The sequence below is a fragment of the Nocardioides alpinus genome (genome assembly GCF_900112035.1).
GTDB classification, from domain to species: Bacteria; Actinomycetota; Actinomycetes; order Propionibacteriales; family Nocardioidaceae; genus Nocardioides; species Nocardioides alpinus.
Genome location: NZ_FOKC01000004.1, coordinates 168,089 through 182,324 on the forward strand (window position 1 = coordinate 168,089; position 14,236 = coordinate 182,324).

Genomic DNA, 14,236 nt, shown 5'->3' on the forward strand with positions numbered 1-14,236 from the left:
GCGTGCGATTCCTATCGACGTGAGTCTGTGTGTCGACGTCAGGCGGGCTGCCCGCGACGGACGGTCCGCTCCACCGGCGATCCATTCACGCCGGCTTCTGCGGACCTCAGCGTCACCTGGGTCGTTGTCACTCTCATGACGAGAGTGCCAGCATCATGTTTAGCACTCGACCCCCGAGAGTGCAAACGACTCACTTCGGCAGCTTGACCAGCCGCACGCCGGTGGACACCTGCGAGATGGCCGTCTTGAAGATGCTCGACAGCTCGCTCCCCTGGGCCGCGCAGAAGAAGTAGTCACCGTCGATGTTCTCGGCAGTGCGCGCCGCGGGGTTGTTGCACGCACTGGCTGAGCTGGCGGCACCAGTGACGGGGTCCGGCGAGGCGGCGGCGGCGAGGATGTCGCGGACCCGCGACGTCGAGCCGGTCTCGCCCTCGGTCTTCTTGCACCTCGCCGTGTTGGCCGCGCCGAAGCCCACCGTGATGACCGTGATGTCGGCAGCCTTGGCATTGGCCGCCACGTCCCTGAAGTTGTTGCAGCCCTTCTGGGCGTTGGTGCCCGTTCCGTTCAGGCCGGCGCCGACGTCGCTGGTCGTGGTGAGCGCCGTGCTGCCGGAGGCAAGGATCTCGTCGGGCATGCCGTCGGTCTCGAAGATGAGGATCTTCTCGACCTCACCGGGACGCGCGGGCAGGGACGACAGGTTGTTGGGCGCGAGCCCCAGGAGGTAGCGCGCAGCTCCCTTCATCCCGCTGGCCAGGTGGGTGCCGTAGCTCCCGCGGCTGTATCCCGGGACGCCGGAGTTGGGCAGGCAGTTGATGCCTCGGTAGAGGTTGCTGGACGTGTTCAGGGTGGGCGTGGCCGACGAGGACTTGTAGTTGTTGCTGAAGCCGAGCGGGACCCAGCTGCCTTGAGTGACGTTCCACTCCTCGGTGCGCGAGCTGTCGTACAGCGTGGGGTCCGTCGCGCACGACGTCCCCGTGCGGCTCTTGTGCAGGGCGCCGAAGGCCACGTAGTGGAGCGAGGGCGTCATGTTCTTCAGGCTGTCGAGGATCGCCGTCTTCATGAGCGTGCGGTCACCCTCGCTCATCGAGGTCGTGCGGTCGGCCATGAAGACCACGTCGAGCGGGTTCGGTGCCTCCTGACCGCAGGACCCCTTGCAGGCAGCGGAGGCGACCGAGCCGGTCGATCCCTCGCTGCGACCGAAGACGTTGGCGAAGCCGAAGTCGACGTCCTTCTCGGCCTCCACCTCGACGGTGTTGCAGGTCGTCGAGAGGCTCGGCGCGCACGGGATCTTGCAGATCTTGGTGTTGCAGCGCAGGTCGGGGTAGTTCGACGTCGTGTACGGCGCCGGGCCCGGGTTGCACGTGCTGGGGATCTGGTCGGCGCGCACGCTCGTGGTGCTGCCGGTCGACGCGACCAGGCACCACAGGCGGATCTGCGGGTTCTGCTCGGTGAAGTCGTAGGTCAGGTCAGGGTCGTTGGCCAGCGCCATGTCCCGGGCCGCCTTCATCGCGGTCGCCCCGTCGCCGGGCATCGTGTAGGCGCCTGCGTGCGCCGCGGCGTCGACCGCGTCGTGCAGCTTCTGCCGTTCCATGGCCAGCATCGAGATGTCGATCGCGATCGCTGCCGCGCCGAAGATGACCACACTGAGGATCACCGTCATCACGGCGATCGCACCCTTCTCGTCCCGATCCCGGGACCGCCGGGCGATCACTCGATCCTCATCTTGTTGGTCTTGGCGATGCTGATCGTCTCCGACGCCAGCTTGCCGATGGGCGTGAGCCAGTTGCTGCTCGACGTGACCGTCACCTCCGCGATGCCGCCCGACTCCATGCCCGCGTTCCAGCTGGTGCAGGTCGTCGTGCCGTCGGGCAGCTTGCACCCGATCGCGATCGTGACCGTTCCCGGGAGGTCGGCCGTGCCGCGGGTGACCACGGCCCGGATCTCGCTCTCCGTGGCCCCGAGGCTCGCCTCGCGCACGCCCTCGCGGGCGGCGTTGTTGACCATGGCGTAGCGGTTGATCGCCAGGCCGAAGTCGATGATCCCGAACACCATCACGAGCAGGATCGGCACGACGAGCGCGAACTCCACCGCAGCCGCTCCGCGGTCGTTCCTGCGCCGACTGGGACGTGATCTGGGCATACCGGTCTCCTCCCACGTGCGCGGTCGCCCGGGCAGGCCCGGACACCACGACGCTCCTGACCTCGCCGACGACAGGCCGATGAGGGGGTCAGGTTCCGCATCCCCGCGCGACCTGATCCGGGGGTAACGTATCGGCATCTGGACGCCCGCGTGAGCGACTTAGGCAACCCTTTACTTCCACGGGCCAGACCGGAGTCCCCACGGTCCCGGACCGGTGCACCTCACGGTCGTCAGGTGGCCCGCCCGCGCCCCCGGGCACGGGCGGACCGAGACGTAACCTACCTGATCACCCGCTGATCGTCAGGCGCACTGGGCCGCTAGGTCTAGACAGTGGTGCTGGCACCACCACGGAGCCGCGACGCCAGGAGATCGGCGTAGGGACCCGCGTTCGCGGGCGAGACGTCGAGGTAGAGCCCTGGCTCGATCAGCTCCAGCTCGCTCACGACCCAGTCTCCGTCCCACTGCAGCAGGTCAACGCGCAGGTAGTCCATCGGGCGGCCGAAGCGCTCACCCATGGCGGCGTACGCCCGCAGCGCCAGGTCGCCGACCTCGCCCATCCCGACGGCGCGCACGGATCCACCGAACTCCTCGTTGACCCGTACGTCGTCGGCGCCGGGCTGCTTGTCGAAGCGCTGGGCCAGCCGCCCGTCGATGACGTACGCCGACACCTCGCCGTGGGTGCGGATGGACTCCACGAGCGGCTGGACGACCCAGGGCCCACCGACCTCGGGGTAGTCGGGGTGGCTGCGGACCGGCTTCCCCAGGCGAGGGTCGTCGGGGTCCGTGACCACGATCAGTCCCGCTCCCCCGGCGCCGACGCGCGGCTTCACGACCGCGGTGCCGAAGTGGGCGACCGCCTCCACCAGGCTGTCGCGGTCGTCGGCGAGGAGCGTCGGCACCGCCGGCAGGTCGCCCAGGTCGGCGAGGTAGCGCTTGTCGTGGTTCCAGGCGAACACGTCCGCCCCGTTGAGCAGCCGGGACTGGTCGAGCGCTCCGGCCCACGCGAGGAACTCGGCGTGGCGCGTGACGTAGTCCCAGGTCGAGCGCACCGCGACCAGGTCGGCGGCCGCCCACTCGACGTCCGGGTCGTCCCAGCGCACCCAGGCGGCATCGATCCCGCGCTCGGCCAGCACGGCGTCGAGGACGGCAGCACCGGGCTCCCCCTGCGGCAGGTCGCCGCTGGTCGCGAGGAGGACCCTCGTGGACGTCACTCGTCGGGCAGGTCCGAGGACCCGTAGAACGAGTGGGCGACGTCGTCGCGGTTGGTGCCCTCGCGGTTGTCACCCTTCTCGATGATCACGAGGTTGTGGTAGCAGTGCACGGCCCTGACCCACTGGTCGGTGTAGGAGGGCGCGTAGCCCTCGACGAGGAACTCCTCGTGGTTGAGGCCGTCGACCAGGTCCTTCACGAGGTCCATCGACGTGCCGCGCGCACGCGGGTCGAGCTCGCCGCCCCACGCCGGCCAGTAGGACGTCTGGATGTCCTCGATGCAGTAGATCGCCCCGTCGGGCAGGAGGGGGAAGAGGATCTGGAACGACTCGCGGACGTGGGCGGGGATGTGGCTGCCGTCGTCGATCACGACGAGGGGGACTCCCTGCTCCTCGATGATGCGGTGCAGGATCGCGGGGTCGGTCTGGTCACCGAGGTAGGTGTGGATGTGGCCGCGCGTGAGCCAGGTCTTGTCCTCGATGTCGAGGCCGACGATCGTCGCCTTCGGGAAGAACCAGCGCCACATCTTCATCGACGCGCCGCTCTTGCGGCGCTTCTTGTAGCCGCCGATGCCGAGCTCGAGCAGCGTGAAGGACTCGCGACGCAGGTGCTGCAGGTGCCGCTCGTAGTGCGGGGTGTAGCGGTGGATGCCCCACTTGTCGGTGCGGAACTCGATCGCCAGCTCGGTCAGGTTGCTGGCCAGCAGCCGACGGCGGCGCTCGGCCTTCTTGTCGGCCGGCGTGGGCGGAGCCGGCTCGGGCGCAGGGGCCGCCGGCACGCGGCCGGCCTTCTGGGCCGCCTTCTTGACGGCCTGGCCGGCTCGTCGAGCAGTGGTGCGCACCCGCGAACCCTAGCCTGACCCGCCCACCCCCGGCGCGTGGTGCCCGAACGGCAGCTCCTGCACCACGCCCAGCGCAGCCAGCACCGACGGCAGCATCGCCCTGGCCGTGCGCTTGTAGCCGTGGGCACTGGGATGGAAGCGGTCCAGGCTGAACATCTCGTCCGGGTTCGTGATGAAGAACGGCCCCACCACGTGGCTCAGCGACACCACCCACGCCCCGCGCTCCAGCGCCACCTCGCGCTGCGCGGCGGCGAGCTGTCGCGAGGCGCGCGAGCCGAGGGCACGCAGCGGTTGCGGCACGGGTCGCAGGGCACCCAGGTCGGGACAGGTGCCGACCACCACCTCCGCGCCCCGCGACCGCAGCTCGTCGATGGCGCCGGCCAGGTGGCGTACGGAATCGGCCACCGGCACCCGGTGGGTGACGTCGTTGCCGCCGACGACCATCACGGCCACGTCGGGTCGGTACGACGGTGGCAGCGAGGTGAGCTGGCTCGCGAGCATGCTGCTCTCCGAGCCGACGACCGCCGCGGTCCGCAGCCGCACCGACCGACCGGTGTCGCGTGCGATCCCGCGCGCCAGCCGGCCGCCGAGGGTGTGCTTGGGGCGCTCGGCGCCGAGCCCCGCCGCGATGGAGTCACCGAGGACCAGCAGGTCGACGGGCGCGCCGTACTTCTTCTTCCAGTGCTTGTCCCCCGCCGGCGCCTGCTCGCCCAGCGGCTTGCCGATCGCCCGCCGGGCCTGGGCGGCCTGTCGGTGCAGCAGCTCGCGGGCCCCGTACGCCGTCGCGCCGGCGAGGCCACCCGCGACAGCCAGCGCCATGCCGGCCCGGGTCAGGTGTGTCCACATCACTGCACCCATCAACCACACCGACCTGAACGCCGCCGCAACCGCGGGCGTCGCCCGGCCGAATGGCACGTCACAGATGGGCCGACGTACTCAGGACAACTCACCCCACGACGCGCCACGCTGGCCCCATGACCGCTCCCACGCCCGTCACCACCCGTCAGGTCCCACCGCGCCAGCTCGCCTGGCTCCGCACCGAGGTCGCCGACTGGACCTCCCAGGGGCTCATCAGCCCGGACCAGGCCGAGCGCATCTCGACCAGGTACAGCGCCGACACCCACACGCGCTTCAGCATCGGCCGGGTGCTGCTCTACCTCGGCGGCGGCTTCGTCGGCATCGGCCTCATCTGGCTGGTCGCTGCCAACCTCGACCAGCTCTCCCCCGTGTCGCGCTTCGTCGCGGTCACCCTCATCTGGCTCGCCTTCCTCGTCGGCAGCGAGGTCCTCGCGAGCAGGCAGGCGTCGGCCGCGCTCGTGGGAGCCGCACGGCTGCTCGCCGCGCTCGGCATCGGCGCCGTGCTCTTCCAGGCCGCGCAGTCGCTGCAGGTCCCGGCGTTCGAGCCCCGCCTCCTCGGCCTCTGGTCCGCGGCGGCCCTCCTCCACGGCTATGCGAGTCGGGCCTACCTGCCCTTCCTCGTCGGCGTCGTGAGTGGCGTCGCGTGGTGGTTCACCCAACCGATGTGGGACGAGCCGAGCGGCCTGACCGTCGTCATGCTCTTCGGCGCCGGCTCCGTCCTCGCGGCCGGGCTCGCCGTGCTGCACGACGGCCGGATCGACCCGTTCGCCTGGACCTGGCGCACCGTCGCCGCCGGCATGGCGCTGCTGGCGATGTTCGCGGCCGCCATCCCCGACATCGGCGGCGACGGTGTCGTCTGGTCCTCCTGGCTCGTGGTGGCGCTCGTGGCCGCCGGGGCCGTCGCCGCAGCCGCCGTCGCCACGCGACCCGGCACCCGAGCCCTGGAGCCGCTCGGCGCGGTCGTGGTCCTCGTCGTCGCCACCCTGATCGGCCTCTGGACGACCGGCACCGACACCTCGGACATCGACACGTCCGACTGGCTGCACGCCGCCGTCTCCGTGGCGGCGTACGTCCTGCTCGCCGTCGCCCTGGTCGCCCTCGGCACGGTCCGCGAGCACCCGCCGCTCATCTGGATGGCGATGGCCGGACTGGTCGTCTTCACGACCTTCCAGAGCTTCGCGGTGTTCGCGCCGATCGTCACCGGCGCCTGGCTGTTCGTCGTACTCGGCACCGTCTTCCTCGGCACCGGGTTCCTCTTCGACCGGGCCCGCCGCGAGCTCGCCGAGGCCCTCGACTCCGACACCTCCACCTCCGGCTCGAACGAAGGACAAGACCGATGAACCGCATCACCGTCACCGCTGTCGTCGCCGTGGGCCAGTTGGCCCTGGTCGGCCTGGCCGTCGCCCCGCAGCTCTCCGCACGCCTGGTCGGGGACACCTACCTCATGGCGGTCGCCCCGCTCGACCCGATCGACCCGTTCCGCGGGGCCTACGTCGCCCTGGACTACCCCGACCTGCGCCACGACGACTCGCAGTCCTTCGGCGAACCCGGGCTCGGCGTCCTGGACGACGGCGAGGAGGGCGACCTCTACGTCACCCTGGTGCAGCGGGGCGACGTCTGGGCCGCGGACGAGTGGACCCGCGACCGTCCCGAGGACGGGCCCTACCTCGCGTGCGACGACCGGTCGTGGCAGATCAGGTGCGGCATCGAGAGCTTCTTCCTCCCCCAGGACGAGGCCGCCGAGACCGAGGGCCTGCTGCGCGACGGCGCCGTGGCCGAGGTCAGGATCGACGGACGCGGCAACGGCGCCGTGGTCGACGTACGCGCTCCGTGAGGATCAGAGCCTGCTGAGCGTCACGGAGTAGTAGGTCTCCTCGTCGGCGATCATCTGGTCCCGGTCGATCGCGATCGACGCGGGGACACCGCGACGCGTGTAGTCGACGGTCACGGAGTCCGCCTCGGCAGACTCCTCCCGGATCATCGCGAACAGCTCGTCCACCGACCAGCCGCGTCCCGCGGACAGCGTGCGATCGTCGCGGGTCACCCGACGGGTGCTGTCGTCGCGGACCACGGTGCGTACGCCGGCGCTCGGCGCGCAGAAGCAGCTGAGCCGGACGGTGATGACGTAGTCGTCGATGTCCTTGGCCTCCCAGCGCTGCCAGGCGGCCGACAGGTCGGGGTCCTCGTTGATGCCCGGCACGAAGGGCTGGACGGGTTGCGGGTCGGCGACCGCCACTGCCGGCGACGTCCCAGCGGCGAGGGTGATCGGGACCAGGGCGGCGAGCAGGGCACGCGTCATCGTCGTCATGGTGGTGGGACGGCGACCCGGGTCGGTCGGGTTCCCTCAGCGGGGAGAGGCTCAGCCGCCGGCGACGGCCGGGATCACCGAGATCTGGACACCGTCGGGGGTGGCGGTCGCCAGGTCGTCGAGGAACCGCACGTCGTCGTTGCCGACGTAGACGTTGACGAACCTGCGGAGGTGGCCGGCCTCGTCGAGGATCCTGCCCTTGATGCCGGCATAGCTCGCGTCGAGGTCATCGAGGACCGCAGCCAGGGTGTCGCCCTCGGCGCTGACCTCGGACTCGCCACCGGTGTAGGTGCGCAGGATGGTGGGGATCCGGACGGAGACGCTCATTCAGTGACTCACTTTCGGTGGTTGAGGTGCGAGCTTGCGAGCCTCGAGACCTCAGACGATGTTGGCAGCCACGAAGGCGTCGTAGGACGGGGCGATGGTGGCGACCGCGCCGACCCGGTCGGAGACGGCGTCGAGGGTCTTGAGGCCGTGGCCGGTGTTGATCACGACGGTCTCGAGCGAGGTGTCGAGCTGGCCGGTCTCGACGAGCTTCTTGAGCACGCCCACCGTGGTGCCACCGGCGGTCTCGGTGAAGATCCCCTCGGTGCGCGCGAGCAGCACGATCGCGTCACGGACCTCGTCGTCGGTGATGTCCTCGACCGCGCCGCCGGAGCGACGGCAGACGTCGAGGACGTAGATGCCGTCCGCGGGGTTGCCGATCGCCAGGCTCTTGGCGATGGTGTCGGGCTTGACCGGGCGGATGGCGTCCGTGCCGGCCTTGTAGGCCACCGACACCGGGGAGCACCCGGTCGCCTGGGCCCCGAAGACCTTGTAGGGCTTGTCCTCGACGAGGCCGAGCCTGATCAGCTCCTGGAACGCCTTGTCGACCTTGGTCAGCTGGGAGCCCGAGGCGACGGGGATGACGATCTGGTCGGGCAGGCGCCAGCCGAGCTGCTCGGCGATCTCGTAGCCCAGCGTCTTGGAGCCCTCGGCGTAGAAGGGGCGCACGTTGACGTTGACGAACGCCCAGCCCTCCTCCTCGCCGGCGATCTCGGAGGCGAGCTTGTTGACGTCGTCGTAGTTGCCGTCGACGGCCACGAGACGGTCGGTGTAGACGGCCGAGTTGACCTGCTTGGGCGTCTCGAGGTTGCTCGGGATGAAGACGACCGTCTTCATGCCTGCACGGGCCCCGGCCGCAGCGACGGCGTTGGCCAGGTTGCCGGTCGAGGGGCACGCGAAGACCTTGGCGTCGAACTCGCGGGCGGCGCTCAGCGCGCAGGCGACGACGCGGTCCTTGAAGGAGTTGGTCGGGTTGGTGGAGTCGTCCTTGACCCAGAGGTTGTCGATGCCGAGCTCACGACCGAGGTTGTGCGCCTTGAGCAGACGGGTGAAGCCAGGCTCCATGTTGGGGCTCTGCTCGATGTCGGTCGGCACCGGCAGGAGCGCCTTGTAGCGCCAGATGTTGGCGGGCCCGGCGGCGATCTCCTCGCGGGTGACGGCCGGGAAGTCGTAGGCCACCTCGAGGGGCCCGAAGCACTCCGGACACGCGTACGACGGGCCGAGCGCGACCTCGTGCCCGCACTCGCGACAGGTCAGGGTGCGGGCGTTGCCGAAGGCGCCCTCGCGCAGCGTGTGCGTGGTGTTCTCGTCCAACAGGGTGCTCATGAGTCCTCCTTCTCATCTGTCCCCGCGACTCTCGCGTGGGTCGGATTTGGCACCTGCTCCCCTGAACTGCCGGACGAGTCCGGACAGGAGGCATCAGGGGTGGTTGCCGGGACTTCAACGGGCCGTTCCCTCAGTCCCTCGTGATGAGCAATTCTCACAGTAGGCGCGCCGTCTCACGATGTGCACATCGAGTCCACGATGTGGATGACGGCGGTCGGTCAGCGCTGGAGGAGGAGTCCGCCGAGGAGCTCGACGACACCGGCGGGACCGTCGACGACGACGTCGGCGAGCTCGACCAGGTCCGGGGCCTCGTGGGAGGCCGAGCAGACGACCAGGCCCGGCAGGCCGTCGGCGCGCAGGGCGCGGACCGCCTCGAAGGCCTCGATGTCGCCGAGGTCGTCACCACCGAAGATGACGCCGCTGGCTTCCTGCTCGGCGACGAAGGTGCGGACGGCATGGCCCTTGTGCATGTCGCCGGAGCGGATCTCGATGACGTTGCGCCCCGGCTCGATCGCGAGGTGGTGGCGCTCGGCCAGGGACCGGATCGGATCGACCAACCGCTCGAACGCACCGGTCGGGTCGTCCATCCGGCGCGTGTGGACCGCGACGGCGAGCCCCTTCTCCTCGATGAAGGCGTCGGGCGCCCCCGCCTTGCGCAGCACCGAGGGCAGCTCGCGCTCGAACGTCGCGAGCCCGGACGGAGGGCGCGGCGAGCGGATCCGCTGCTCGGTCGCCGACCACCGCTCGTTGCCGTACTGGCCGAAGACGAAGAGCTCGGCACCCCGGTCGAGCATGGCGTTGCCGAGGGCGTCGAGATCGCCCATCGCGATCGCCTGCCGCGCCGGGCGACCCGTAATCACGGCGACCGCGCGCACGACCTCGGCCAGCTCGAGCAGGACACCGGGCGCCCCCGGGTGCAGGCGGGCGGCCTCGGGGTCGTCGACCACCGGGGACAGCGTGCCGTCGAAGTCGAGGCCGACGACGGTGCCGCGGAGGACGTCGCGTACGGCGTCGTAGTGGGCGCGCGCGTCGTCGGAGGTGAACTCCATGGGATCAGCCAATCACGCGCGGGCGCCGCCCGTGGCACGGGTCCAGATCAGCGGGTCACTGCGGGGCGTCGGCGGTGAGGATGATCGTCAGCCGATCCTTCTTCATCTCGCCCACCGCCGGTGAGGTGCGCTTGATGCCGAGGTCGAGGGCCAGCTGCTTGCCGGCGGCCTTGAGCCGGGGCGGGAAGTAGACCGTGGTGGTGGGGACGACGCCGTACCAGTTGTCCTCGCCGACGACGGCCCACCCGACGGTGGTGGCCTTCGACGCCGTGGTGGCCGCCAGTCCCTTGATGCCGGAGTTGTTGAAGACCTCGACGTAGACCTCGCCGCGCTTGACCTGCGGCTCGGGCTTGGGCGTCCTGGTGGGGACGGCCGGCTCCGGGGTCGGCGTCTGCTCGGCGCTGGCGATGGTCGCGGTGTCGACGCGGCGCTCGGTCGGCGCCTGGTCGCGGGTCGCGACGAAGGTGATCGAGGCCATCGCGACGGCGAGCACCGACAGCATCACGAGGGGCGAGGGGAAGGCGACGCCGCGTTCGTCACGGGGACGACGACGGGTCGAGGGGCGGTCGGGACTGGGGAAGGAGTCCATGGGGAAGGTGACCAATCGTGAGTGGTGGTGGGTCAGGTCTCGCGGTGTCAGATCTCGAAGCCGAGCCGGCGCGCCGAGCGCTGCCGCTGGCGGGACGAGCGGAGGCGGCGCAGGCGACGGACCAGCAGCGGGTCCTCCTCGAGCGCCTCGGGACGGTCGATCAGGGCGTTGAGGACCTGGTAGTAGCGCGTGGAGGACATGTCGAACTTCTCGCGGACGGCCTGCTCCTTGGCACCGGCGTACTTCCACCAGTGACGCTCGAACTCGAGGATCTCGCGGTCGCGCTGGCTCACACCGGCAGCAGTCTGCTGCTCGGTCGGGATGTGCTTCGCGGCGTCCATGTGCCATCTCCTCCTCGACCCCACGTCCACCCGTGACCGAGTGGACTGGCAGCAGTCTAGGTGACGAACGACAACGATGTCATTCGCCTCCGGCGAGTCGTCTGGACAAACCCGACGAGAACCCCGGGAGGACACCGCGGGGTGACCCCGACGTCACTCGTCGTCGTTAGGGTGGCGGGGTGACCCGACCTCCGCAGGCAGACCTCGTGATCGTGGCCAACCGGTTGCCGGTCGACCGCGACCAGCTGCCGGACGGGACCGTCTCGTGGCGCCGCTCCCCCGGTGGCCTGGTGAGCGCCCTCGAGCCGGTGATGCGGGCCAACGACGGCGCCTGGATCGGCTGGCCCGGGTCGGCGGACGACGACGAGTTCGAGCCGTTCGTCGAGGACGGTCTCTCGCTCATCCCCGTGTCGCTCAGCAGCGCGGAGGTGGAGGAGTTCTACGAAGGCTTCTCCAACGGCACCCTCTGGCCGCTCTACCACGACCTCGTCGCCAAGCCGGAGTTCCACCGCGAGTGGTGGGAGTCCTACGTCCGGGTCAACCAGCGCTTCGCCGACAAGGCCGCCGAGGTCGCGGCCGAGGGCGCGACGGTGTGGGTGCAGGACTACCAGCTGCAGCTGGTGCCGCAGATGCTCCGCGCGCAGCGCCCCGACCTGCGCATCGGCTTCTACCTCCACATCCCGTTCCCCCCGGCCGAGCTCTTCTCCCAGCTGCCGTGGCGCCGGCAGATCCTCGAGGGGCTCCTCGGCGCCGACCTGATCGGCTTCCAGCTGCCGGGTGCCGCCGCCAACTTCGTACGCCTCGTGCGCAGCCGCGTGGGCCACAAGACCCACCGCGACACCATCTACCTCCCCGACGGCCGACCGGTGAAGGCGACCGCGTTCCCGATCTCGATCGACACGGCCGGCTTCGAGGAGCTGGCCCGGTCCGAGGCCGTCACCCAGCGGGCCAAGGAGATCCGCGAGGCGCTGGGCAACCCGCGGCGGATCTTCCTGGGTGTCGACCGCCTCGACTACACCAAGGGCATCCACTCCCGGCTGCGGGCGTTCGGCGAGCTGGTGCGCGACGGCCACCTCGACGTCGAGGACGCCGTGTTCGTCCAGGTCGCCACCCCGTCGCGCGAGCGGGTCGAGCAGTACCGCATCCTCCGCGACGACATCGAGCGGCTGGTCGGGGGCATCAACGGCGACTACGGCCGGATCGGGCGCCCGGCGATCTCCTACATGCACTCCTCGTATCCGCGCGAGGAGATGGCTGCGCTCTACCGTGCTGCCGACGTCATGGTCGTCACCCCGTTCCGCGACGGGATGAACCTCGTCGCCAAGGAGTACGTCGCCTGCCGCTTCGACGACGCCGGGGCGCTCGTCCTCTCGGAGTTCGCCGGTGCGGCCGCCGAGCTCCGTCAGGCCTGGCTGGTCAACCCCTACGACATCGACGGGATGAAGGCGACGCTCCTCGAGGCGTTCGCCGCCGACGAGAAGGAGGTCGCCCGCCGGATGCGGGCGATGCGTCGCACGGTCGTGACCCACGACGTCGCCCGGTGGGCCGACTCCTTCCTCAGCGAGCTCGAGGGGCTGCCCGACCACCACGACAAGACCGTGCGCCGCTCGCGCTCGACCTGAGGGGTCAGGGCCGGGTCTCGGCCCTCGCGTCGTGGGTGGCTCCCTGGGCCACCATCAGCGCCTCGATCTCGGTCACCAGGTCCTTGCCCAGGCGCGGCCACGACGGGTCGTAGCCGTAGGCCTCGGCGAGCCCGACCGCCGACCGGGTGCCGTCGAGGAGGTCGACGTCACGGGGCGCGATCAGCCCGGGGTGCACCACGCCGATGGCCTCGGAGACCTTGAGCAGGTCGCGTCGCAGGGAGCGTACGTAGTTGGCGGCGCGGACGCTCTTGAGGCTGACGTCGAGGCCGCGGGTGTAGCGCGGGTTCTGGGTGGCCACGCCGACGGGGCAGTGGTCGGTGTGGCACTTCTGGGCCTGGATGCACCCGATCGACATCATCGCCTCGCGGCCCGCGTTGACCATGTCGACGCCGAGCGCGAAGGCGACGATGGCGTTCTCCGGGATGCCGAGCTTGCCGGCGCCGATGAAGACCACGTCGTCCGACAGCCCCGCGGCGGCGAAGCGGCGGTAGACCTCCGCGAAGGCGATCCGGAACGGGTAGGCCACGGAGTCGGCGAAGATCATCGGCGCCGCGCCCGTGCCGCCCTCGCCGCCGTCGATGTTGACGAAGTCGACGCCGCGCGTGCCTCGCGACATCTCGTCGGTGAGCTCGTCCCACATGGTGAGGTTGCCGACGGCCGACTTGATGCCGACCGGGAGGCCGGTCGCCTGGGCCACGAGCTCGACGAAGTCGAGCATGGAGTCGACGTCGTGGAACACCTCGTGACGGCTCGGGGAGGCGCAGTCCTTGCCCTCGGGGATGCCCCGGATCTCGGCGATCTCCCGACTCACCTTCTCGCCCGGGAGCATGCCGCCGAGGCCGGGCTTGGCGCCCTGGCTGAGCTTGACCTCGATCGCCTTCACCGGTGCGGACTGGACGAGGTCCACGAGCCGCGCGAGGTCGAAGCGGCCGTGCTCGTCGCGGCACCCGAAGTAGGACGTGCCGATCTGGAAGACGATGTCGCCGCCGTGCCGGTGGTGCGGCGAGAGCGCGCCCTCGCCGGTGTTCTGCAGGCACCCGGCCATCGCGGCACCCCTGTTGAGCGACTCGATCGCCTTGCCCGACAGCGAGCCGAAGCTCATCCCGGAGATGTTGACCACGGACTGCGGCCGGAAGGCGTGCGTACGCCCGCGGGGGCCGCCGAGCACCTTGGCGCAGGGCAGCACGATCTCCTCCTGCGCGTGCGGCATGGTCGCCGCGCCCGGACCGGTGAAGGTGCGGTGCTTGATGATCGGGTAGCCGGCGGTCTGCTCGACGTCGTTGTCGGTGCCGAACCCGAAGTAGTTGTTCTCCAGCTTGGAGCTGGCATAGACCCAGCGCCGCTGGTCGCGGCTGAAGGGGCGCTCCTCGTCGTTGCTCGTGACGATGTACTGACGCAGCTCGGGCCCGAACTTCTCGACGAGGAACCGCCCGTGGCCCGCGATCGGGAAGTTGCGCAGGATCGCGTGCTTCTTCTGGACCAGGTCGTGCACCGCGGTCGCGGCGCCGGCGGCGACCGTGCCGCCCAGGATCGCGTACCTCCACCTCATGACGGGTTCCTCACGCCAGCTTCTGCTTCATGCCGCGGTCCTCATGGGTCGTTCCTAGTG

15 protein-coding genes and 1 riboswitch are annotated in these 14,236 nt (G+C 70.3%); of the genes, 3 read left to right on the plus strand and 12 right to left on the minus strand.

Features of this window, described 5'->3' with window-relative positions; all coding sequences use genetic code 11:
• Window positions 1-190: 190 nt before the first annotated feature.
• From BM127_RS10645 to BM127_RS10665, 5 genes are all read right to left on the minus strand, one after another.
• Window positions 191-1,711: a pilus assembly protein TadG-related protein gene (locus BM127_RS10645; protein WP_091198425.1), complete on the minus strand. Its 1,521-nt coding sequence runs from the start codon at window positions 1,709-1,711 to the stop codon at window positions 191-193.
• Window positions 1,708-2,139, minus strand: a complete 432-nt coding sequence (locus tag BM127_RS10650) for a TadE/TadG family type IV pilus assembly protein (protein ID WP_091198427.1) — start codon at window positions 2,137-2,139, stop codon at window positions 1,708-1,710. The genes BM127_RS10645 and BM127_RS10650 overlap by 4 nt, the downstream gene beginning before the upstream one ends.
• Window positions 2,140-2,462: 323 nt before the next feature.
• A complete protein-coding gene (locus tag BM127_RS10655) occupies window positions 2,463-3,350 on the minus strand; it encodes an ATP-grasp domain-containing protein (protein WP_091198429.1) in 888 nt (295 codons plus the stop codon).
• Entirely contained in the window at window positions 3,347-4,189 is an 843-nt protein-coding gene (locus tag BM127_RS10660; protein WP_091198431.1) for a hypothetical protein, read from the minus strand. The genes BM127_RS10655 and BM127_RS10660 overlap by 4 nt, the downstream gene beginning before the upstream one ends.
• 9 nt (window positions 4,190-4,198) lie before the next feature.
• On the minus strand, window positions 4,199-5,035 hold the full coding sequence (locus tag BM127_RS10665) for an SGNH/GDSL hydrolase family protein (protein WP_198554239.1): 837 nt from the start codon (window positions 5,033-5,035) through the stop codon (window positions 4,199-4,201).
• A gap of 128 nt (window positions 5,036-5,163) precedes the next feature.
• On the opposite strand from BM127_RS10665, the gene BM127_RS10670 reads away from it, so the two are divergent.
• Window positions 5,164-6,387, plus strand: coding sequence for a DUF2157 domain-containing protein (locus BM127_RS10670; RefSeq protein ID WP_175507373.1), 1,224 nt, complete (start codon window positions 5,164-5,166; stop codon window positions 6,385-6,387).
• Window positions 6,384-6,881: a GDYXXLXY domain-containing protein gene (locus BM127_RS10675; protein ID WP_091198434.1), complete on the plus strand. Its 498-nt coding sequence runs from the start codon at window positions 6,384-6,386 to the stop codon at window positions 6,879-6,881. The genes BM127_RS10670 and BM127_RS10675 overlap by 4 nt, the downstream gene beginning before the upstream one ends.
• A gap of 3 nt (window positions 6,882-6,884) precedes the next feature.
• On the opposite strand, the gene BM127_RS10680 is transcribed toward BM127_RS10675, so the two are convergent.
• The 6 genes from BM127_RS10680 to BM127_RS10705 all read right to left on the minus strand — a co-directional run bounded on the left by BM127_RS10680 (window position 6,885) and on the right by BM127_RS10705 (window position 10,984).
• On the minus strand, window positions 6,885-7,346 hold the full coding sequence (locus BM127_RS10680; RefSeq protein ID WP_091198436.1) for a DUF6174 domain-containing protein: 462 nt from the start codon (window positions 7,344-7,346) through the stop codon (window positions 6,885-6,887).
• Between the two features lie 60 nt (window positions 7,347-7,406).
• A complete protein-coding gene (locus BM127_RS10685) occupies window positions 7,407-7,682 on the minus strand; it encodes a MoaD/ThiS family protein (protein WP_091198438.1) in 276 nt (91 codons plus the stop codon).
• A 51-nt stretch (window positions 7,683-7,733) separates the two neighbouring features.
• Window positions 7,734-9,005, minus strand: a complete 1,272-nt coding sequence (thrC, locus tag BM127_RS10690) for a threonine synthase (protein ID WP_091198440.1) — start codon at window positions 9,003-9,005, stop codon at window positions 7,734-7,736.
• Between the two features lie 9 nt (window positions 9,006-9,014).
• Window positions 9,015-9,155: riboswitch (SAM riboswitch) on the minus strand.
• A gap of 68 nt (window positions 9,156-9,223) precedes the next feature.
• Window positions 9,224-10,054: a trehalose-phosphatase gene (otsB, locus tag BM127_RS10695; protein WP_091198442.1), complete on the minus strand. Its 831-nt coding sequence runs from the start codon at window positions 10,052-10,054 to the stop codon at window positions 9,224-9,226.
• A gap of 55 nt (window positions 10,055-10,109) precedes the next feature.
• Window positions 10,110-10,643, minus strand: a complete 534-nt coding sequence (locus BM127_RS10700; RefSeq protein WP_091198444.1) for a LytR C-terminal domain-containing protein — start codon at window positions 10,641-10,643, stop codon at window positions 10,110-10,112.
• A gap of 47 nt (window positions 10,644-10,690) precedes the next feature.
• On the minus strand, window positions 10,691-10,984 hold the full coding sequence (locus BM127_RS10705; RefSeq protein WP_091198445.1) for a DUF3263 domain-containing protein: 294 nt from the start codon (window positions 10,982-10,984) through the stop codon (window positions 10,691-10,693).
• Between the two features lie 179 nt (window positions 10,985-11,163).
• Here BM127_RS10705 and BM127_RS10710 point away from each other — a divergent pair, with 179 nt between their 5' ends.
• A complete protein-coding gene (locus tag BM127_RS10710) occupies window positions 11,164-12,606 on the plus strand; it encodes an alpha,alpha-trehalose-phosphate synthase (UDP-forming) (RefSeq protein WP_091198447.1) in 1,443 nt (480 codons plus the stop codon).
• 4 nt (window positions 12,607-12,610) lie between these two features.
• On the opposite strand, the gene BM127_RS10715 is transcribed toward BM127_RS10710, so the two are convergent.
• Window positions 12,611-14,176: an FMN-binding glutamate synthase family protein gene (locus BM127_RS10715; RefSeq protein WP_091198449.1), complete on the minus strand. Its 1,566-nt coding sequence runs from the start codon at window positions 14,174-14,176 to the stop codon at window positions 12,611-12,613.
• Window positions 14,177-14,236: the final 60 nt, after the last annotated feature.

Bases quoted from the DNA above. Each gene is read 5' to 3' on its own strand.
- BM127_RS10650 (WP_091198427.1), bottom strand. From the start codon at position 2,139: ATGCCCAGATCACGTCCCAGTCGGCGCAGGAACGACCGCGGAGCGGCT.
- BM127_RS10665 (WP_198554239.1), bottom strand. From the start codon at position 5,035: ATGTGGACACACCTGACCCGGGCCGGCATGGCGCTGGCTGTCGCGGGT.
- BM127_RS10670 (WP_175507373.1), top strand. From the start codon at position 5,164: ATGACCGCTCCCACGCCCGTCACCACCCGTCAGGTCCCACCGCGCCAG.
- BM127_RS10675 (WP_091198434.1), top strand. From the start codon at position 6,384: ATGAACCGCATCACCGTCACCGCTGTCGTCGCCGTGGGCCAGTTGGCC.
- BM127_RS10680 (WP_091198436.1), bottom strand. From the start codon at position 7,346: ATGACGCGTGCCCTGCTCGCCGCCCTGGTCCCGATCACCCTCGCCGCT.
- BM127_RS10685 (WP_091198438.1), bottom strand. From the start codon at position 7,682: ATGAGCGTCTCCGTCCGGATCCCCACCATCCTGCGCACCTACACCGGT.
- thrC (WP_091198440.1), bottom strand. From the start codon at position 9,005: ATGAGCACCCTGTTGGACGAGAACACCACGCACACGCTGCGCGAGGGC.
- otsB (WP_091198442.1), bottom strand. From the start codon at position 10,054: ATGGAGTTCACCTCCGACGACGCGCGCGCCCACTACGACGCCGTACGC.
- BM127_RS10700 (WP_091198444.1), bottom strand. From the start codon at position 10,643: ATGGACTCCTTCCCCAGTCCCGACCGCCCCTCGACCCGTCGTCGTCCC.
- BM127_RS10705 (WP_091198445.1), bottom strand. From the start codon at position 10,984: ATGGACGCCGCGAAGCACATCCCGACCGAGCAGCAGACTGCTGCCGGT.
- BM127_RS10715 (WP_091198449.1), bottom strand. From the start codon at position 14,176: ATGAGGTGGAGGTACGCGATCCTGGGCGGCACGGTCGCCGCCGGCGCC.